Raw genomic sequence first — 19,946 nt, forward strand, 5'->3', positions numbered from 1 at the left:
AGTCAATAATTGTTACTGATACGGTTAATTGTTTGTATTATTTGTGTAACTGTAAAAACGTAATGGGGTTGCGAAAAGTATGTTGGGAAGGACTCTACTTAAACACCGCCGAATAAGTATTAAATCGATTGTGATTTCTCTTTTTGTTTTGGTGACCTTAATCACGTCGTCTATCGCGATAGGTCTTCAGTACTATCACAGTAAAGATATGGCGCGAGAGCAAGCTAGAACTAAGTATGAGATGATGGCTGAATCAGTATCTGATGCAGTGACAGATGTGAGTGATGATGCGATTATCACTGTGAAATATCTATCGCACTTGGGAACCATTCTTCATTCGCCATCAAAAGATGTCATATTAAGTATTTTTACGAATGTTTTAAAAGATAATCCTAGCTTTTACAGTGCTTTTATTGGAACAGATAAGAACTATGCATATATTGTCATTAACTTGGATTCTATCTCTGATGTTAGACGCAAAAATAATGCATTAAAGCAAGATCGTTGGCTGGTGATAGAGCGTAGTGCTGATTCAGATGGAATTAAACAGTACGATTATTTTTATGATGCTGATTTTAACTTAAGAAAAAAAATACAACGTAAAGCTCTTTATGCACCGACATTGCGTTCTTGGTATAAAAATGCGATGCAAGACTCCGTTTTCCGCAGTGAGCCTTATTTATTCTTACCTGAAGAAGTTACGGGTATTAGTTACTCTACAGTAGTGCCTACTGATAAAGGAAAGGTTGTTGTCGGTGTCGATTTTAAGCTTTCGCATTTTAATAAACTCTTACAGGAAAATAATGTTAGCGATGGAAGCCACAACTTCCTTTATTTGCCATCAGGGGAGTTAGTGGCAAGTAGCGAACCTTCTTTTGGTCAATTACCTCTTCCACCCTCTAAGCCTTTAGTATTAACCCCAGAAGAACAGAAATTGATTGATGATACTCGTATATTACGAGTATCAAATAAAGATAACTGGGCACCAATAGATTTTACCATCTCAGGCCGTCCTGCTGGATTGATCCCCGATTTACTTTATATGGTGAGTCAATCGACTGGACTTGAGTTTGATTTTTTTAATGGTGTGGGATCAAAAGGCTTACGAAATGCATATAGTAATGGTGTATTAGATATCCTAACTGCTGTACCTGATGTTCCAACTAACCAAAATTTGGGCGCTTTTAGTCAACCTTTATTCAAATCCCCCTTTGCGATTGCGGTTGCCGATAATCAGAACTACGAGAGCTTACAAGATCTGAATGGTAAACGATTAGCATTACTGAGTAACTGGTCAATTATCTCGCTGATTAAAGAAAAATATCCTCTAATTGATATTGTGACGTACTCACATGTTGATCAAGCTTTAAGAGCGGTTAGTAAGGGAGAAGTTGATGCATTTATTGATGCGCAAGCAGTGCTAAGTTATGTCTCAGAACAGTTTATGATTAACGATCTGTCGTATCATGCTTTAAATATTGAGAATGACTTAACCTTATCATTAGTATTACCACCTGAGAAAAAAGCGCTTTTAAATATTATTAATCGTGCCATTGCATCATTAACGCCTCTGCAGAAACAATATTTGCAACAGAAATGGTTAGGCACTAATGCGGAAGTGAATCGTACTGGTGTTGTTCCTTATGTAGAGTTAATCGACTTTGCTGCTGATGAGGCATATCAGAATCAACTGATTGAGATGAATAGTGATGATGATGACTTTTTTTATTATGTACGCGATGTTCGACGTGGTGGACATGATCAAATCTTTTTCGCTTCGATAGTACCTAAATCATCGGTTTACGCCGCCAGTGAAGAAAAAATTCGCACATCTATTTATGGTTCGGCTCTGTTATTGCTCGTATTACTGCCATTAGCAGGACTCTGTGCTAAACCGATCGTTAGACCTATATTGCAGCTTCGAGAAGAAAATAAAAAAGTGAAGCAGCATCGATATGATGATGTTTCTGTGATTCCAAGTCGTATTAAAGAAATTCATGAGCTTTCAGCATCGACTTATAAGGTTGCGGAGTCACTTAAAGAGCATGAAAAACGGCAGGAAGAATTTGTAGAGTCATTCATTCAACTTATTGCTCAAGCTATCGATGATAAATCGCCTTATACCGCAGGGCATTGTAACCGCGTACCTGAGATTGCATTGATGTTTGCAGATGAAGTGGAGAAATCACAGCAAGGGCAATTTGCAGAATTTCGTTTTAATAATGATGCCGAGCGTCGAGAGTTTAGGATCGCGGCATGGCTTCATGATTGCGGCAAAATCACCACACCTGAACATATCGTTGATAAGGGCACCAAGCTTGAGGCCAATTACAACCGTATCCATGAAGTGAGAATGCGTTTTGAAGTGCTATGGCGAGATGCAGAAGTGGATTATTACCAGCACATTATTGATAATCCTGAAGATCAGAAGCAAGCGATTGAAACTTTGAATGAAACTCAAAAGCAGCTTCAGGAAGATTTTGCGTTCATAGCCAATGCCAATGTTGGTGGTGAGTTCATGAGTGATGATCATATTGCACGTATTCGTGAAATTGCCGATAAAACATGGTTGCGTCATTTTGATGATCATTTAGGTCTATCGCCATTAGAAGAGCTTAAAGCATCGGCGAAATCTGAAACCTTGCCTGTTGAAGAGCATTTATTGTCGGATAAGCCAGAGCACCGTATTGAACGTATTAATGAGCTCCATTTTGATCCGGCATTTGGTATCAAAGTGCAAGTGCCAGAACTTCAGTACAATTTGGGTGAGATTTATAACCTGACCATTAAGCGAGGCACATTAACCCCTGAAGATCGCTTTAAGATCAATGAACATATGATCAGTACGATTAAGATGTTGGAAAGCTTGCCATTCCCGGATGATTTAGCCCGAGTACCGCGTTATGCCTCGACACACCATGAGACGATGAAAGGAACAGGTTATCCTCGTCGATTATCTGCTGAGGATTTAAGTATTCCTGAACGTATATTGGTGATTGCTGATATCTTTGAAGCACTAACAGCGGCAGATCGCCCATACAAGAAAGCCAAGCCGTTAAGTCTCGCGATTGATATCTTGCATAAAATGGCGCTGGATGAACACATTGATATGGAATTGTTTAAGCTGTTTTTATCAAGTGGTGTCTATAAGCAATACGCTGAGAAGTACTTACCAGCAAAGCAGATTGATAAGGTAGATATTGCTAAGTATCTCACTCCTCAAAATAAAGAAGCATCATCAGTATAATTTCTCATAAGCTCGCAATAACATTGCGAGCTTATTTTTAACACTACATTTACTTATGTAATATTTGAGCAAATGCCTATTTTTTGTGTGATGTGGCGCAATAAAATAGAAGTGAGTGTTTTAAAATATAAAAGTTAGTTTTTATTTTTGATACTTATCTGTGGTTGCAATTTAAATATAGGGGATTAGATTTTAACACGTAATAGAAATAACCACTTTAACTGTATGATAATTATATTATTAATAATCATAACCACTCTTTAATTAGTCATAATTATATATATTCTTTTTTATATGTTTTGATTCATTGAACAGCTAATTAAAAATATCTTTTATATTTTTACTCCGGTCTGTGTTTATATAGCCGCACCTTTAATACTTATATTGGTCGACAGACTATAAGCATTGTTGATTTTAACATGAATCAAAATTTAGATATTCAATGTCAAAAGACTATCCAAAACTATATTGATGACACTTCATTAAGGAAAGAAGTGTCAAGCCGCTTTTTCTTATCAATGACAAAGGTTCAATGGCGAATTTGGTTGTTGGCAACGTTTGGAAAGTTTTTTGAAGGAATGATTGTGTTCATGATGGGGCTAACGTTACCCCTGATCACACTACAGTTTCATTTAACGGAATTTCAAAAAGGTACATTAAGCTCTTCAATACTTTTTGGTATTTTAATTGGTGCTAGTGCGCTGGGTGGATTGTCGGATCTATATGGTCGCAAGAAGATGTTCATTGTTGAGATGGCATTACTCTCGCTCTGCTTGGTTGGCATGGCATCTAGCCAGTCTTATGCCATGATTTTATTGTTTAACTTTGGTATAGGTTTGGCGTTAGGGTGTGATTACCCAACCGCACACTTGATGATATCGGAGAGCATTCCGACTAAAAACCGAGGCAAACTGGTACTCGGCGCATTTGCGTTTCAATCTATTGGTGTGCTGATGGGCATACTAACAGGTATCGTGGTGTTGAGTTATGTTGATGATATTAATGCTTGGCGTTTAATGTATATTTTGGCATTGGTGCCCTCTTTAGCGATCACTGTTGCACGTTTCTTTATTCCAGAAAGTGCGCACTGGTTAATGTCGAAAAGACGTGAAAAAGAGGCTGAAAAGTCTCTCAAGCGTTTGTTAAATCGAGATCCTAAATCAGTGATGCCGTTGTCACCAGTGCGATATCTCGAAGAAGAGGAAGCACATACTTGGCTTGGCGGTTATAAGAAACTGTTTAAAGAAAAGTACCGTGCAAAAACGATCTTAGCTTCTGTTCCTTGGTTTATTCAGGACTTAGGCACGTATGGTATCGGTATTTTTACCCCGGTAATTTTAGCCTCAGTTTTGGATCCGCATGTCGCAGTAGCGGGTCAAGATGCACTACACAGCACGATTGCTCATATTATTTATTCGGCAAAAGGGACGGCGTTAATTGATTCATTACTGATTGTTGGTGTGATTTGCGCCATCATTTACTCTGAATCCATTGGTCGTATGAAGCTGCAAATCTACGGTTTTATTGGCTGTGCGGTAGGTTTAGCCTTTGCTGCGGTATCGATTAAGTTGCAGGGTGACTATCAATTATATGTGTTGTTCTTAGGTTTTATGCTGTTTAACTTTATGAACAACTTAGGTCCGAATGCACAGACTTATTTGATTTCAGGTGAAGTATTCCCCGTTAAAATTCGTGCGAAAGGGGCTGGTTTTGCAGCATCTATTGCTAAGTTAGGTGCAATTTTAACCGCCTTTTTATTCCCGATCTTAATGCATGAAATCGGCGTATTTAACTTACTGTTGAGCTTAGTGGTGACATCAGTACTCGGTGCTTGGGTAACATACAAATACCGTTTTGAAACATCAGGTAAGAATATTGAGAATATTTAATTCGTTTCTTAACGAGTAAGAATATTGAAAATATAACTATTGAAAAAAGAGCGTAAGTATTTCACTTACGCTCTTTTTTTATTTCTAGAAAATCCATTTGAACATTGTATAATATATTTAGTACTGGAAAATTGGCACGAAATTTATTGTATTTCAACTATTCAGTTTGTTATTTAAATAAACAAAATTTATATTTTCTTTATATCACTGACTTCAATTATTACCCTTTCTTTATATTTGCCTTGTTACCCTGCGTGCTTCCTATTTCTTACGAGGTACTGTGCCACCCAATAATGGGATGTACATAAAAATTAGTAATGCAAAATCAAAAGCAGTCTTTATTGGTACTCACGTGCCTGTCTATTGGGATTGTGTATGGTGATATTGGAACCAGCCCACTGTATGCCTTCAAAGCAATGTTTGAAGGGCCACACTCAATAGCCATTAACCAAGCGAACGTTTTTGGCATTCTTTCACTCGTTTTCTGGACCTTTATTATTACGGTCTCCATAAAGTACTTAGCGTTAGTAACACGGGCTTCCAATAAAGGGGAAGGTGGGGTACTGACACTGACATCATTAGCGCATAACGTTGCTCCGCTTCACTTGAAGAAAGGCATTTTATTTTTGGGCATGTTGGCGGCAGGTTTCTTCTTTGGTGAAGCCATTATTACGCCAGCGATGTCGGTGCTATCTGCGGTTGAAGGGATCACGGTGATTAATAGTCGCTTTGAGCCGATGATCTTACCGATTGCAGTCACTATTATCTGCGGCTTATTTGCGATTCAAAAATACGGCTCAGGCAAAATAGGACGCTTATTTGCGCCTGTGATGTTGCTGTGGTTTGCCACCATTGGCTTATTGGGGGTGTTGAGCATTATTAAAAACCCCACCGTGCTGTATGCGCTCAATCCTCAATATGCCTTCACCTTTATTATCAATCACGGTGCCGCGACCTTGTTTACCTTAGGTGTGGTGGTATTAGCTGTGACCAGTGTTGAAGCTTTGTATGCTGATATGGGGCATTTCGGGATCAAGCCGATTCGCTTGGCATGGTTCTTTATTGTGATGCCGTGTTTGGTGCTCAATTATTATGGGCAAGGTGCGCTGGTGTTGTCACAAACTGGTGATATTGATAACCCATTCTTTATGTTAGCACCTGAGATGTTACGTCTGCCGTTAGTGATTTTAGCGACGTTTGCCACCATTATTGCTTCACAAGCTGTGATTTCAGGGATTTTCTCATTGACTCGCCAAGCGGTGAATTTGGGCTTTTTACCACCAGTACAAATTCATCACACCTCGCATCAATCGCAAGGTCAGATCTATGTGCCATTGGCTAACTTTTTATTGTTTGTGTTGGTTATTACCGTGGTGATCACCTTTGGTAGCTCGGCACGATTAGCGGCAGCGTATGGGATAGCTGTAACGGCAACCATGTTGATTTCATCACTGTTTATTATCGTGGTGGCGCGTTATTTGTGGCAATGGAAGCTAGTTGTTGTGATCCAATATGCGGTTTTGATGCTGCTTTATGATTCATTGCTGTTTATCTCAACATCGTTGAAGTTTTCTGATGGTGGTTGGCTACCCTTAACCATAGGCACGATTGTGTTTCTATTAATGGTGACTTGGTATTTAGAACGAGAGCGAATTAGTCAATTAACCAAACAGCCATTATCTGTTGAGGCGATGGTTAACGAGCTTGAGCAAAAAGATTGGCCGAGAGCATCAGGCACTGCGGTGTATTTAACTCGTAATGAAGATCATGTGCCTGCATCGCTGGTCAATAACTTGAAATACAACGAAACCTTGCATGAGCGTAATGTGTTGTTGACGTTTAAGTACCCTGAACAGCCAAGAGTGCATCCGTTAAAACGTTTGGAAGTACGGCAGATCTCTCCCTCGTTTTGGCAGATGATCGCTTATGTTGGGTACCAAGAATCACTGGATATTGATCAAATATTCACAGCCTGTAACTGCAAAGGATTTACGTTACATGAAGTTGATACGGTGTTCTTCATGTCGTCTGAACGAATGAAATTAAAACCTAGTACAGTGTGGCATGATTTAAAGGCTCGACTGTTTATATTGTTAAGTCGCAATGCGCTGCGTACCTCTGAGCGATTGCATGTACCGCAAGATCGTTTGATTGAGATTGGGGTGCACATGGAGATTTGATCTTGCGTTAATCTTAAGCTCTGCATCTAAGCGACAAATCAAAAGGGCTTTGCTGTTTTCCTTATATTGAGGATAACAGTAGAAGCTCTTTTTCCTTTATCGAGGTATACCTAAAGCGTATTATCTCGGTTTGGTTGCAATACAAATAGCGAACCCCATGTTTAGCCGTATAAATTGGAATGATCTGAATAAAACTGCTGTCTTGCTGGTGCTTTATATCTTCGTCACTTACCTTGGAGTAACGTTTCGTGATGTGATCATTGAAACAGATACAGCCATGTTGTTGTTGTTACTCAATATTGTCAGTGGTTTTTGGCTAAGACAAAAGTTAGCGTATGTGATCACCGCGATCAGTATTGTGGCATTTCACTTTTTTGTCTTACCGGAGCATAACTCATTCAAATTTCAAAATTATCAGCACATCATTACCTTTACAGTGATGGCATTCAGCGGTGTGTTCGCCGTCAAAATCACTCAATCGCAGCAGCGTGAAATCAATAAAAATAAGCAGTTAAAATCTGAGTTAAAAAGTAATTACGAATTAGCCTCTGAGCTGGCGTCGCTCAATGAAAGCCAAGCCATTGCTCAATCAGCCATTGCCCATTTAGAACGTCATGGGCAGTTTAAAGCTCAGATCTGGTTGTTCTCGCCTCAACTCTTTTGCTTAGCCTCTCATCATGGTTTGCAAGCTGACGACTTTTATTCTGCTGTTGATCATTTCAAACAAACTGGGCAATCGTTGAGTCAAATGTTATCGAACAAAGTGACCTTGCATTCGTTAAATGGTGAGTCAGGCTTGTTCGGTGTATTGGTTATCGAAACCGAGCAAGGGCAGTTGTTTAATCCGATTCTGACAACGCTGCTCAGTTTGTCATTAGCGCGTTCAGAAGCGAATAACGCATTAACTCAAGTTAAAGAAGCTAATCAATTAGAGCAAATGCGAAACACCTTATTAGCGGCTGTTTCTCATGATTTAAAAACCCCATTAGGCTCCATTATTGGTACTGCCACGACGTTGAGCGATCCTAATATTTGTTTGCCTGCGGATACCCAAAAGGAGCTGTTGCAGTCGATTGCAGAAGAAGGTTATAGCTTAAATCGCAGCCTAACGAAGTTATTAGATATTAGTCGGTATAGTATTAAAACCTTGGTTCCGAAGCGTGATTGGGTAGAACCTGAAGAGATCATCGGCAGTGCGACTAAACGGGTAGAGCAGTTGGTGAAGTTTCATCCGATCAAGTTAACTGGGGAGACCATGTTGGTTTCACTTGATTACGCCTTGATTGAACAGATCATGGCAAACCTTATTGAAAACGCCGCCAAATATAGTCCGATTGGAGCGGCTATTGATATCTCAACAGGGTATCACGACGGTTGTTTTCTATTTGATATTGCTGATCGAGGTTGTGGCGTAGCCCCTGAAGATACTCAACGTATTTTTGAACGTTTTTATCGCTCAGAGCACACCAAAGTAAAAGGAACAGGATTAGGGTTGGGCATTTGTAAGTTGATCGTATCAGCCCATAACGGCACGATTAACGTTACCTCTCGTGCTGGTGGTGGTAGTATTTTTAGTGTTGCCATTCCTTGCGATAAATATGATTTAGCAGACATTTATGAATAGTGATATCAAGATATTAGTCATTGAAGATGAAGCGCCCATTCGTCGCTTTTTAGATATTCTTACTACAGGGCATGGTTATAGTGTCAAAACTGTTGAGACAGCCCAAGAAGGGTTAAAGCAAATAGTTAGCTGGTCGCCACATCTGGTGCTACTGGATTTGGGCTTACCGGATGCTGATGGGTTAGATTTCACTAAAGAGTTAAGAATATGGACAGAGACGCCGATCATTGTGATTTCTGCCCGTGACAAAGAAGCGGATAAAGTCCAAGCATTAGATGCAGGGGCGAATGATTATTTAACTAAACCCTTTGGTAGTGAAGAGTTACTGGCACGTATTCGTGTGGCGTTGCGTTTACATTCCCACAATACCGCAAATGATGTGGTCAAATATCGTTTTGGTGACGTGGTATTAGATTTAGCCATGCAAACCGTGACTCATCATGGTGAAAGCATCAAGCTAACGCCTAAAGAATATAAGATCCTTACTCTACTGGCGAAGAACATGGGCAAGGTTTTAACACATAAGCAGATCTTAAAAGAAGTGTGGGGTGGTAACTATACCGAGCATGCACATTATGTGCGTATTCACATAGCCCAGCTTCGCCACAAAATTGAATCTTCACCAGCACAACCTAAATACATTATTACCGAAAATGGGGTCGGATATCGGCTAATTGCTGATGATTAAAGCCAGTTAAAACAAAGAGAACGTAGCATCTTTATAAAAAATTTATACTGTACCTAGCATTTCTTACATAAACCTTAGAACAAACTTTATACCATCTCATAAGGTTATAGTTATGAGGATGTTATATGTTATTTGGTATTGAAATGTTGCTGGCAGTAGTCTTTTTTATTGTGATGGTCACACGTAATGGTTATTTAAAACCAACTTGGCAGCAGTTGGTGACACTGGGTCTGCAGATTGCGTCTGTGTGGTGTTTGATCCACTTATTTATCTCCCATGTTTATCCTGAGTTTGTTTTTGCAAAAGACGTGATTAGCGTGTTTTTCTCAGCGGTTTTTGTTTTCGCAGCACTGAAAGATCGTTATGAGTCTGATGTGTACCGTAGTCACCATCAACAAACTGCGACGAAATAAAGGGGCATATCATGGGTGAGATCAGCGTTGGTAAGCTGCTTATTGTCGGTTTAATTTTCGTTTTATTGTTTGGCACCAAGAAACTAAGAACTCTAGGCAGTGATTTGGGTTATGCGTTAAAAGGCTTTCAGAATGCGGTAAAAGATGAGCCAACCAAAGCCGCCGCTGCTATTGAGAAAGAAACCGAAGAAACAATACGTTAATGAATGATTTGCAAAAAATACAATATTATTTTGCCTCTCTATTTATCTAGCTGAAATGCGCTATGGCGAACATAGGATCAGTTTGGAGGCATGGCTTATGAAACGCGGATTAATTATTGATAATAATTTAACAGTGAATAAAGAAGCGATTTTACGAGTAGAGTTTGATAGCGCATTTATTATGTTGTTTTTTGCTGATCAAAGCGTGATTAACATTTGCTTAAAGCAAGATGATTTACATTTCTCTTCCGATAATTCTTATTATCTGGATGAGGCTGAATTTAGTCGTGTTCAGACAGAAATACAGGCTTTTTTAGATAGTGAAATCTGATGTAAATGTTAAGTTCGAGTTTATAGCGCTGAGATTTTGTACAACAAAATTCATTGATTGCACAAGATTGCTGGGTGATGCTTCAAATTATCGGATTGTGAGTAAAACTTGAACATACAGTTTTTGTAGGGCTTTACAATCGAAACTGTGATCGCTATCATACACCGCACTTACGGAGAGATGGCTGAGTGGTTGAAAGCATAGGTCTTGAAAACAAGCATACGTTAATAGCGTATCTAGGGTTCAAATCCCTATCTCTCCGCCATATTTCATTGTTGAGTTTAGGCTTGGCAATATCACGAATTAATGTGCCGACTTAGCTCAGTAGGTAGAGCAACTGACTTGTAATCAGTAGGTCACCAGTTCGACTCCGGTAGTCGGCACCATTATTTCGGTGGGGTTCCCGAGTGGCTAAAGGGAGCAGATTGTAAATCTGCTAGCACTGCCTTCGAAGGTTCGAATCCTTCCCCCACCACCATTACAATTCCTCCTTAGTTCAGTCGGTAGAACGGCGGACTGTTAATCCGTATGTCGCTGGTTCAAGTCCAGCAGGAGGAGCCAAATAGAAAAGCCCGCAAGCAATTGCGGGCTTTTTTTGTAGATCAGCAACTAAAACCATCGAATAGAAAACAAAAATCACTATTCAGACCATTCCATGGGTAATATTCCTATTTGGGGAATAAGGCGGTTGGTTCATCCTGAACAAATCCTTTCAACAACCTGCGGAAGCTGTGCCATCCATAGTTATGTGGCTACCATCCCTATATCAGCCTACTGAGGTTGTCCCCTCCGTGGGGAATTCCGTTGTCTTCAACCGTGGAAACATCATAACGTAGTGAATCTATTGCTGCAGTTGCATAAATACAGAATTTAGAGTGTTTTCAATATCTTTTTGTTTTTTCATTTGCCGATGGGTTGCTTTTGTCTTATTTGAATTGAAATACTCTATCGCCATTAAAATAAATGTGATTTAAATCATATGGTTATGTCTTTGTTTTTATTTTGAAACGGTATTGATAGTTGTTTGTTTTAATGCTGATTTGCTGCTTTATTGTGGCGTTTGTGCTGATTAAATAGCTTAAATATTAATAAGTTGTTTGATTTTGTTGATATATGTTTTGCTAATTTTCTATTATTAAATAATATGCATTTGATCGGATTAAATATCATTAATTAATAGAGAGGTAACATGCACGACTTAATGACAGTCGCAGTCACTGTGTTTATGGGCTTTTTCGCAATGATGAACCCGTTTGCAAACACGGCAGTATTTGTAGGAATGACGGGGGGAATGCCTGCAAAGCAAGTACGAGCGATTGCCTTTAAAGCCCTTGTTACGGCATTTTGTATTATTACTGCCTTCTGTTTTTTAGGAAAAGGGATCTTTAGTGTCTTTGGTATTACCTTACCAGCACTACGTTTAGCTGGTGGTATCTTAGTGTTTCTAGTGGGTTATCATATGTTGCAAGGTAACAGCTCTAAGATGCACTCCAGTAAAGAAGATGGCAATACCGATATTGCGATATCACCATTAGCACTGCCTATTCTTGCAGGCCCTGGCACCATTGCTACAGCCATGAACTACTCAGCAGCAGGCGGTATGCTCCACATTTTAATTACCGTTTCCGCATTCGCTCTGTTATGTGTGATCACATTCTTTTGCTTTATTTATGGTCCTAAAATGATCGAGAAAATTGGTGAGAGTGGGATCAGTATAATTACCCGTTTAATGGGGTTAATTTTAACAGTGATTGGTATGCAGATGGGGATCCAAGGCGTTCACGATACGATCGTATTATTTAGCGCTAAGTGATTAAACAGATAAGTTTATGGTGCGGATGAACAGGCGAGCGTCTGATATCTAAACCAAGTATTGAAGCTGAGTGGCATTAGCCCTCAGCTTTTTTATTGCGTTGCTGATGAAATTATCGTTGACCTTCCTCTTAGTGTAACCTTTATGCTTACCTACCTTGATTGGCACTAATAGAGAAAACGCGATGAGTTGTTGTAATAAAGCCCCTAAAGGTGGCGCTTCACTGGGAATGTTAATTAAGTTTATTGCTGCGATATTTTTACTATTACTTGTGCTTTCGTTGTTTCAGTAATACTTAACCATTGCGATGATTATGTGCGTGGGCATAAATCGACCCACCTTCTTTGAGTAATTCAACCACTTCTGATGTGATCTCAGGGGAAATGGCTGGGCATCCCCAACTGCGGCCTAACATACCGATTTCATTGATCACATTAGGTTCTGCGTAGCTAGCACCATGCAATACGATAGCGCGTCTACGTGCATTGGAATTACTTGGGCTCATGCCATCTAAACGTAGGGAAATACCATATTTACCGTAATAGACCTCACCGACACGATAGGTTCCCAAACTGGTTTGACGGCTATTGATCGTATTTGAAAATTCTGTGGCATATAACGTGCCGCTGTTAATGCCATGAGCAACAAAAGTGCGATGGAGTAATGCGCGTTTTTCGATATCAATAATTAAAAATCGCCTGGCATCGGAAGGTTGAGAATAATCGATGATAGACATGATAGGTTTGTTGGCAACGCGGAGATGTTCACGATAGGCATTAAGGAAAATATCAAAATCGACGTAATTTTGTAGTTTGGCATGATCGTAAACTTTCCATGCGTGCGTCGCCCTGAGTGCTAGTGCATCGTGGTTGCCAAATAGAAAAATTGCAATGATTAAGTATCTGATTTTAAGAAGGAAAAAAGGTGAAAATATCATAACTCCCTCCTGCTTTGCTCGTGTATATCTGCTCTGTGATGGCCCTTAACAAGAAAGCTATGAATATTTTATGCCAACTATTTAAAAGGCAAGACAGTATTTTAACTTATGAACTGAAGGGTAAGGCTGGCTTGTGTTAGCAAAAGGATCGTCATTCATAGAATAAGATAAAAAGGCAACCAACAATGTAATGCTAGTTGCATTGATCGCATTTTGCGAATGATTTAGCAAATTACCCCTTAGCATGTGCGTAAATTGAGCCGCCTTCTTTTAATAAATTTACTACCTTAGCAGCTAATTGCATTGGGATAGCGGGGCAGCCCCAACTGCGTCCTAACATGCCTAATTTTTTGATCGTGGCAGGTTCTGCATATTTTGCACCATGTAAAACAATGGCGCGTTTTCTGGCGTTTGAATTAGATGGGCTCATGCCATCAAGACGAAGTGAAATACCATATTTACCGTGATAGGCCTCAGCGACACGAAACGTGCCTAAGCTGGTTTGTTTGCTATCGACAATATTAGAAAATTTGGTGGCGTAGAGATCGCCGCTGTTGATACCGTGAGAAACGAAAGTGTGATGAAGCAGTTTTTTCTCTTCGGTATTTATGATGAAAAAGCGACGGCGATCGGAAGGTTTACTGTAGTCAATGATCGACATAATTGGTTTATCTGCAACGCGCATATGTTCTTTATATGCGGTGAGAAAAACATCGTACTTTAAGTGTTTTCCTAATTTGGTTTTGTCATAAATGATTTTTGCTTGCTGGTTGATGGTGTGTGCCGCGTAACTGGCATGACTCACACTGAGCAGCATGATGATCAAACTTGTCATCCATACCTTCATGATTGCTTCCTGCAAAAGATTATCGTGTGGTAGTTAGTCTGCAGTTTGCAAATAAATGAAATAAACCAAGCGTTATTGTTTTTGGACTCAATAGTGTAAAAAAACACTTTTGTTAATAATTTTTGATGCAAATATGAATCATTTTAACTGTGTATCCGGTTTTGATTGGCTGTTTTTTGACAGTAGTAAGTGAAAATCGTGGCGTTCGCGGTGACGACCATGGTTTTAGTTTTCCTGATTGTGGCATGCTGGAAAAGAAAGTGTTGATAGACGATTTGAATATAGAGGAAGCAATAATGGTGATTCAACCTGAAATTCAAGGTGTTGTAGCACGAACAGCACATCCTTATGGGTGCCAACAAGCTGTGCAAGAGCAAATTAAATTTGTCCAATCTGCCATACCTATAACGCATGGCCCCAAACGCGTGTTGATTTTAGGGGCTTCCTCGGGTTTTGGCTTAGCTTCTCGTATTGCTCTGACCTTTGGTGGTGCCCAGGCGGCAACATTGGGTGTTTCTTTTGAGCGTGGTCCTAGTGCGAAAGGTGTGGGTACTGCAGGCTGGTACAATAATATTTACTTTAAGCAAGCTGCCGAGCAACAAGGCTATATCGCACAAAACATTGTCGGTGATGCGTTTTCACCGCAAGTACGCCAGCAAGTAGCGCAGATGATCCGTGATGAGTTTGATGGTCAAATAGATTTGGTGATTTATAGCTTAGCAACAGGTGTAAGACCAAATCCTGAAAATGGCGAAATGTGGCGTTCTTGCTTAAAAACGGTTGGTGAAAACTTCTCTGGCTTCAGTGTTGATTTAGAAAAAGAGACTTTAGTACCCGCTGAGTTAACTGCTGCAAATGAAGATGAAATTCTGGCAACGACTAAAGTCATGGGCGGTGAAGATTGGCAAGAATGGATAGATTTTCTCTTAGCCGAAGATTTACTCGCAACAGGCGCTAAAACGTTAGCCTATTCGTATATTGGCCCTGAATCGACGTATCCCATTTACCATCACGGGACATTAGGTTTTGCAAAGCAACATTTGCATCAAACGGCTAAGGCATTAAATCATCAATTGTCCCAACGTATTAATGGGCAAGCGAATGTTGCGGTGTGTAAAGCGTTAGTGACTAAAGCTAGTGTGTTTATTCCGACATTTTCGCCTTACATACTGTGTTTATTTAAAGTCATGAAACAATTGGGTTTGCATGAAGACTGTATTGAGCAAATGCAGCGCTTATTTGCCGATAAGGTTTATCCATCTCAATGCGATGATAAGTTAGAACTTGCTGATGAAAATGGTTTGATCCGAATGGATGACTGGGAGTTAAAACCTGAAGTCCAACAGCAAGTAGATGGATTAATGGCACAAATGAATGTCGATAATTTCAAACAAGTGGGAGATTATGCGGGATACAAATCGGCTTTTTTAGCACTTAATGGTTTTGGATACTCGACAGTTGATTATACTCAGTCCATTGACCTTGATGCTTTGTCTCGTCTGACTCCCTAGTAACGATTATAGGGCTATACTAAGGATGTAATATGCGCCAGTTAACTGCCTCGTTAGAACAATGGTTAAAGACGTTTAACTTATTGATGGATGGTGCCATTGCCAGTGGTATGCCATTAACGGTTGCAACGGCTCGTGAGGGGCTAGCAACCATTACCCGTGAGCTGGTGACAGATATTCCAGACATTGCGCTGGTTAAAGATACCGTAATTGCTGAGCGTATCCCTGTGCGAATTTACCATCCTCAGCCAGAGCAAGCTTTACCTGTATTGTTGTTCTTTCATGGTGGTGGGCATATGGCTGGCAGTGTGGATGTGTATGATCCAATTTGTCGTAAACTGGCATTACACAGTGAGCATATTGTGGTCTCGGTCGAATACCGTTTAGCACCTGAGCATCCTTATCCCGCTGCCATTGATGATGGGTATTTGGTTTTACAATCGCTGTTACAAGCCTTGGTTCGAAGCGAACTTAACTTTATTCCTCAATTGTCTATTGCTGGTGACTCTGCTGGTGGCGCATTATGTGCCACCTTAGCCCGTATGGCGCAGTTTGATGATGGTATCGAGATCGCGAAGCAAGTGTTGATATACCCAAGCCTTGATTACACCTTAAGCTTTCCTTCTGTGAATCAAAATGGGGTGGGTTATTTACTTCAACAGTCACGAATGGATTGGTATTTTTCTAATTACTTCCAACATAACGAAGATCGCCGTCAAGCCTCACCTGTATGGGGGCCGTATAGTATGGCATTGCCAGAAACCTTGATGATCACAGCGGAGTTCTGCCCGTTAAAAGATGAAGGTAAAGCGTATGTCGAAGCGCTAAGAAAGCAAGAGGTGAACGTTGAACATGTCCATTTTGAGCAGATGATCCATGCGTTTTTGAATATGGAAAATATAACGAAAAAAGAGTGTGAACAGGCGTATAAAGCGATAGCGACGTTCTTAAAAAAATAAAAGCCGTAACGATGAATTACGGCTTAATACTCGATATGGTTGTGTTGTTCATTTTATTCAAATAAAGACTCAAGTAGTGCATATAAACCGCTTAGTAAATCCATCTAACACCTTCCGTAGTTAAAAATAGGCAACAACAAATTAGGCGAAATGCCACTCTGTTGCCTTTATCCAGAATAGATTTATTCGCTTCTTAGTCAATATTTGTTAGCTGGAATATCTCCGATAGTGAACATTGATCACGATATTCTTTAGCCTTGCGTTATAACCGATACTTGCCCTGATCATACCTTCACTACACTTAACATTAAGGTGCTTGTAATCATTTTAAAATGGGTAAGTAGCTATGCTGAAAACGTTTTTCGAAAGTGGTTTGGCTGTGCTTTATTCGGTGTCTTTTTGCCTATTGTTAGCTGCATGTAATGATAGTAGCCATCAAACCATCGCTGATAATGCAGAAGGTTTTCCTGAGCTTTCTCAACTTGTCGCGTTTTCATCTAATGCTAATAGCTCGCACCTTGCTTGTGCTCAACATTATCGCGAGAGTTGTTTACTTGAACAATTTCCACCATTGGGTGTTGAGAAAAATACACCACTGACGATCAGTGATATCGAACAGCGTCTGTTTGTTTCACACCCTTGGATGTCAGAGAGTTTTTTATCTGTGTTATCCACATTGCCATCGTCATTGTTACCGCTATTTCGCTCAGTGAGTGCGATTGTGATTGCAGATGATATACGTCCGTCGTTTTATAGCGCTAATACCGCGACAATTTATATTGATCCGCGTTACCTGTGGCGAGATGAAGAGGAATGGCTAACAATCGTACCCAAAAATGATTTTCGTGATCAGTTCCAAGCCAATGTTTCTTTTCTTGCTGTTCGCCAAAACGTAGACAGTGCAGGCATCCCTGTTCAGTGGTTCAGCGATACTTTTTCCGCTCGTAATACCACTCGTACAATAGAACAATTACAACCTGCATTGTTTCGTTTATTGGTTCATGAGTTAGCTCATGCTAATGATCTTTTGCCACCGTCAGTATTTTCATCGTTATCACCTAAACGCACGATTTATCAAAATATCACTGCGACAACACCTTTAAATCAATCTCTTTATGAGCAATTGCCGTTACACGATGCACTGCTGTTTAATGTGGCAGATGTGTTATATCAAGGCGCATCGCCTAGTGATGCTGTTAGCGAGTTAACCGCTGTTCAAGCGGGCGCACACTTTGAAACGGAAGGAGCGAGTGATCTGTATAGTTATTCCAATCGAAGAGAAGATCTTGCGATGTTATTTCAGTCTTACATGATGCATGAACATTGGGGTCTACAAGATCAATTTTTGTTTTTATCGCAAAACGAACAAATGACAGAGGGCTGTGAGCGTTATAGCGTGGAGTGGGGGCAAACTGGGCGGATGTTTGATCCTTTAGTTTATGAACGAATGATTTTAGTCGCAGAAGCATTACTAGAGATAGAGTTATCATTAAGATTTACTGTTGTGCTTGAAGCAACGCCAATCCCACCGGGGACATCATGGTGTGAGATCATCAACAGCATAAAAGACTAATCGCAAAGAAACCCTGATATAGATGCTTCTTTAAGTCACTTGGGTATATAAGAAAGCACTATTTAAATCGGCGCTCTAAATCGAGTAATTTTTGTTTGATATTACAACCGCCAGCGTAACCTCCTAAATCGCCACTTTTGGTGATCACGCGATGGCAAGGAACGACAATCGATAAGCTATTTTTACCATTAGCACTGCCAACTGCACGACAAGCTTTCGGATTATCAATTGCATCCGCTAATTGCTGGTAATGCCAAGTTTCACCATAAGGAATGGTAGTTAATGCTTGCCATACTTGATGTTGAAATGCGGTGCCTTGAAAAGCGATGGGAAGTGAAAATTGCTGGCGTTGACTAACAAAGTATTCTGTTAATTGTTGTTCACACAATCGCAAAATGGGATGTTCAGGGTTAAGTGTTGCCTTATGAAGAGAGGGGATGTGGTGGCTTTCAAACCACACCGCTAATAGTGCAGTATCGTTTGCAGTAATAGTGATTTTCCCAAATGGGCTATCGATGAGTTTGAAAAAGATATCCATATCGCCAGATCCAATAATGGTGTGGATGATGCCGCCATTATGAGCAAGATTGGCGAGTTATTCAAATCAGCGAGAGAGCAGGAGAAAGCCGCTAACCCAGAGCGATGACTGCAAGGTTAGCGGGGTAAAGAGTTACTTAGCGTGTTGCTTTAAGTAATCTAATGCGCCTTTAATTGCCGCCACTTGTGCCATGTTACATTCTTCTTCTGTAACACGTGGGCTATCTGGGTAAACCTCTGTTGTCGACGTATAAGCAGCGTCTGTCACGCTAGCACACAAACCTAACGCTTTTAGCGGGTAGTTAATTACGCCTTCTTGAGTGATTGGCTCACCAATAATATTACCATTGTCATCTGGTGGTGCAATATGAGTGACATGACGAACTTCATCAATGATGGCTGTTTGGAACCCATCTTGTGGGTTTTCAGTATCACCCACTACATAGAAACCATCTGGCACACTGTCTTCAATGTATTCTTTACCATCACGTGCAGCTAAGGCTGGGCGGAACTCTGATTCATCCGTATCAGTGGTTTCATGCAGATCAATGTGTGCCAAGAAAGAGGTTTTCTGATCTTGTACTAACTGCATTAATGCTGCTGATTCTTCTGCTGGGCTGTTAGGTACAAATGAGCGGTTTGGATCGACAGCATTTGGATTCCAACGGTTGATAGTTTCATAACCCCAAGGGCTCACACAAGGTGCCATAAGAATATTGAAATCACTGCTGTAGTTGTCTGCTTCTAACGCCATAAATGCTAATGCGCCATGAACACCACTGGTCTCGTAACCGTGAATACCACCTGTGACTAATACCGTTGGTTTATTCTCATCCCAGTTACGGGTTTTGATAGAAAAAAGCGGGTATTTTTCAGGAGCGTAAGACAGTGCTCCGTATTGAGTGATATCGAATTTATCTTTTAAGGCATCGATTTTCGTCACGACTTGCTCAAGATAAGAGCGCTTAATGGTTGTTTCTGCTAACCATTGTGCTTTTTCTTCGCTTCCCCACGGTGTTTCAGCTTTACCGATATGGTAGGTAGATGAATTATTCATGGCGGTACCTATTTATAAATTTATTATGAGTATAGGTAGAGAGTATCAGGTGGGGAAATTAAGGTAAATGCTTGTGGGTTATATAAACCTTAGCCATAACGACTGGTTATAGTGCAGTGAACCAGTTTAATATTTCA

General features: G+C 40.2%; 16 protein-coding genes and 4 tRNA genes. 16 read left to right on the forward strand and 4 right to left on the reverse strand.

Annotation, left to right across the window (positions count from 1 at the left end):
* The first annotated feature begins 79 nt into the window (after window positions 1-79).
* From Q7674_RS01475 to Q7674_RS01535, 13 genes are all read left to right on the forward strand, one after another.
* Window positions 80-3,247 carry an HD domain-containing phosphohydrolase gene (locus Q7674_RS01475; RefSeq protein WP_045064896.1) on the forward strand — a complete coding sequence of 1,056 codons (3,168 nt, stop codon included), beginning with the start codon at window positions 80-82 and terminating at the stop codon, window positions 3,245-3,247.
* Window positions 3,248-3,666: 419 nt separating this feature from the next.
* On the forward strand, window positions 3,667-5,136 hold the full coding sequence (locus tag Q7674_RS01480; RefSeq protein ID WP_045064898.1) for an MFS transporter: 1,470 nt from the start codon (window positions 3,667-3,669) through the stop codon (window positions 5,134-5,136).
* Window positions 5,137-5,453: 317 nt separating this feature from the next.
* Entirely contained in the window at window positions 5,454-7,316 is a 1,863-nt protein-coding gene (locus tag Q7674_RS01485; RefSeq protein WP_305422343.1) for a potassium transporter Kup, read from the forward strand.
* Between the two features lie 157 nt (window positions 7,317-7,473).
* A complete protein-coding gene (locus Q7674_RS01490) occupies window positions 7,474-8,940 on the forward strand; it encodes an ATP-binding protein (protein ID WP_305422346.1) in 1,467 nt (488 codons plus the stop codon).
* Window positions 8,933-9,628 (forward strand): response regulator, encoded by a 696-nt coding sequence (locus Q7674_RS01495; protein ID WP_045064903.1) that lies wholly within the window; start codon window positions 8,933-8,935, stop codon window positions 9,626-9,628. Before Q7674_RS01490 ends, Q7674_RS01495 begins: the two co-directional genes overlap by 8 nt.
* A 125-nt stretch (window positions 9,629-9,753) precedes the next feature.
* A complete protein-coding gene (locus tag Q7674_RS01500) occupies window positions 9,754-10,041 on the forward strand; it encodes a hypothetical protein (protein ID WP_045064905.1) in 288 nt (95 codons plus the stop codon).
* Window positions 10,042-10,052: 11 nt separating this feature from the next.
* Window positions 10,053-10,244 carry a twin-arginine translocase TatA/TatE family subunit gene (gene tatA, locus Q7674_RS01505; RefSeq protein ID WP_045064907.1) on the forward strand — a complete coding sequence of 64 codons (192 nt, stop codon included), beginning with the start codon at window positions 10,053-10,055 and terminating at the stop codon, window positions 10,242-10,244.
* A 97-nt stretch (window positions 10,245-10,341) separates the two neighbouring features.
* Window positions 10,342-10,575: a hypothetical protein gene (locus tag Q7674_RS01510; RefSeq protein WP_023934785.1), complete on the forward strand. Its 234-nt coding sequence runs from the start codon at window positions 10,342-10,344 to the stop codon at window positions 10,573-10,575.
* A 174-nt stretch (window positions 10,576-10,749) separates the two neighbouring features.
* Window positions 10,750-10,840: transfer RNA gene (locus Q7674_RS01515), tRNA-Ser, on the forward strand.
* A 45-nt stretch (window positions 10,841-10,885) separates the two neighbouring features.
* A tRNA-Thr gene (locus Q7674_RS01520) sits at window positions 10,886-10,961 on the forward strand.
* A 7-nt stretch (window positions 10,962-10,968) separates the two neighbouring features.
* Window positions 10,969-11,053, forward strand: a tRNA-Tyr gene (locus Q7674_RS01525).
* Window positions 11,054-11,060: 7 nt separating this feature from the next.
* Window positions 11,061-11,136, forward strand: a tRNA-Asn gene (locus tag Q7674_RS01530).
* A gap of 628 nt (window positions 11,137-11,764) precedes the next feature.
* Complete coding sequence (locus Q7674_RS01535; protein ID WP_023934782.1) at window positions 11,765-12,388, forward strand: MarC family protein; 624 nt, start codon at window positions 11,765-11,767, stop codon at window positions 12,386-12,388.
* A gap of 295 nt (window positions 12,389-12,683) precedes the next feature.
* Here the strand turns inward: Q7674_RS01535 and Q7674_RS01540 are convergent, their stop codons facing one another.
* A complete protein-coding gene (locus Q7674_RS01540; RefSeq protein WP_052679880.1) occupies window positions 12,684-13,325 on the reverse strand; it encodes a murein L,D-transpeptidase catalytic domain family protein in 642 nt (213 codons plus the stop codon).
* Window positions 13,326-13,557: 232 nt separating this feature from the next.
* Window positions 13,558-14,172 (reverse strand): murein L,D-transpeptidase catalytic domain family protein, encoded by a 615-nt coding sequence (locus Q7674_RS01545; protein ID WP_023934498.1) that lies wholly within the window; start codon window positions 14,170-14,172, stop codon window positions 13,558-13,560.
* A 296-nt stretch (window positions 14,173-14,468) separates the two neighbouring features.
* Here Q7674_RS01545 and fabV point away from each other — a divergent pair, with 296 nt between their 5' ends.
* The 3 genes from fabV to Q7674_RS01560 all read left to right on the forward strand — a co-directional run bounded on the left by fabV (window position 14,469) and on the right by Q7674_RS01560 (window position 18,215).
* Entirely contained in the window at window positions 14,469-15,683 is a 1,215-nt protein-coding gene (gene fabV / locus Q7674_RS01550) for an enoyl-ACP reductase FabV (protein WP_305422595.1), read from the forward strand.
* A gap of 32 nt (window positions 15,684-15,715) precedes the next feature.
* A complete protein-coding gene (locus Q7674_RS01555; RefSeq protein ID WP_045064155.1) occupies window positions 15,716-16,642 on the forward strand; it encodes an alpha/beta hydrolase in 927 nt (308 codons plus the stop codon).
* 346 nt (window positions 16,643-16,988) lie between these two features.
* Entirely contained in the window at window positions 16,989-18,215 is a 1,227-nt protein-coding gene (locus tag Q7674_RS01560; protein ID WP_045064153.1) for a hypothetical protein, read from the forward strand.
* A 58-nt stretch (window positions 18,216-18,273) separates the two neighbouring features.
* Here the strand turns inward: Q7674_RS01560 and Q7674_RS01565 are convergent, their stop codons facing one another.
* Window positions 18,274-18,753, reverse strand: a complete 480-nt coding sequence (locus Q7674_RS01565; protein ID WP_305422354.1) for a methylated-DNA--[protein]-cysteine S-methyltransferase — start codon at window positions 18,751-18,753, stop codon at window positions 18,274-18,276.
* A gap of 132 nt (window positions 18,754-18,885) precedes the next feature.
* Window positions 18,886-19,809 carry a M14 family metallopeptidase gene (locus tag Q7674_RS01570; RefSeq protein WP_045064151.1) on the reverse strand — a complete coding sequence of 308 codons (924 nt, stop codon included), beginning with the start codon at window positions 19,807-19,809 and terminating at the stop codon, window positions 18,886-18,888.
* Window positions 19,810-19,946 lie beyond the last annotated feature (137 nt).

It is taken from the genome of Photobacterium leiognathi, from assembly GCF_030685535.1.
In the GTDB taxonomy this organism is placed as follows: domain Bacteria; phylum Pseudomonadota; class Gammaproteobacteria; order Enterobacterales; family Vibrionaceae; genus Photobacterium; species Photobacterium leiognathi.

Bases quoted from the DNA above. Each gene is read 5' to 3' on its own strand.
- Q7674_RS01510 (WP_023934785.1), top strand. From the start codon at position 10,342: ATGAAACGCGGATTAATTATTGATAATAATTTAACAGTGAATAAAGAA.
- Q7674_RS01535 (WP_023934782.1), top strand. From the start codon at position 11,765: ATGCACGACTTAATGACAGTCGCAGTCACTGTGTTTATGGGCTTTTTC.
- Q7674_RS01490 (WP_305422346.1), top strand. From the start codon at position 7,474: ATGTTTAGCCGTATAAATTGGAATGATCTGAATAAAACTGCTGTCTTG.
- Q7674_RS01475 (WP_045064896.1), top strand. From the start codon at position 80: ATGTTGGGAAGGACTCTACTTAAACACCGCCGAATAAGTATTAAATCG.
- Q7674_RS01570 (WP_045064151.1), bottom strand. From the start codon at position 19,809: ATGAATAATTCATCTACCTACCATATCGGTAAAGCTGAAACACCGTGG.
- Q7674_RS01555 (WP_045064155.1), top strand. From the start codon at position 15,716: ATGCGCCAGTTAACTGCCTCGTTAGAACAATGGTTAAAGACGTTTAAC.
- tatA (WP_045064907.1), top strand. From the start codon at position 10,053: ATGGGTGAGATCAGCGTTGGTAAGCTGCTTATTGTCGGTTTAATTTTC.
- Q7674_RS01540 (WP_052679880.1), bottom strand. From the start codon at position 13,325: ATGATATTTTCACCTTTTTTCCTTCTTAAAATCAGATACTTAATCATT.
- Q7674_RS01545 (WP_023934498.1), bottom strand. From the start codon at position 14,172: ATGAAGGTATGGATGACAAGTTTGATCATCATGCTGCTCAGTGTGAGT.
- Q7674_RS01480 (WP_045064898.1), top strand. From the start codon at position 3,667: ATGAATCAAAATTTAGATATTCAATGTCAAAAGACTATCCAAAACTAT.
- Q7674_RS01500 (WP_045064905.1), top strand. From the start codon at position 9,754: ATGTTATTTGGTATTGAAATGTTGCTGGCAGTAGTCTTTTTTATTGTG.
- Q7674_RS01495 (WP_045064903.1), top strand. From the start codon at position 8,933: ATGAATAGTGATATCAAGATATTAGTCATTGAAGATGAAGCGCCCATT.
- Q7674_RS01565 (WP_305422354.1), bottom strand. From the start codon at position 18,753: ATGGATATCTTTTTCAAACTCATCGATAGCCCATTTGGGAAAATCACT.
- Q7674_RS01560 (WP_045064153.1), top strand. From the start codon at position 16,989: ATGCTGAAAACGTTTTTCGAAAGTGGTTTGGCTGTGCTTTATTCGGTG.
- Q7674_RS01485 (WP_305422343.1), top strand. From the start codon at position 5,454: ATGCAAAATCAAAAGCAGTCTTTATTGGTACTCACGTGCCTGTCTATT.
- fabV (WP_305422595.1), top strand. From the start codon at position 14,469: ATGGTGATTCAACCTGAAATTCAAGGTGTTGTAGCACGAACAGCACAT.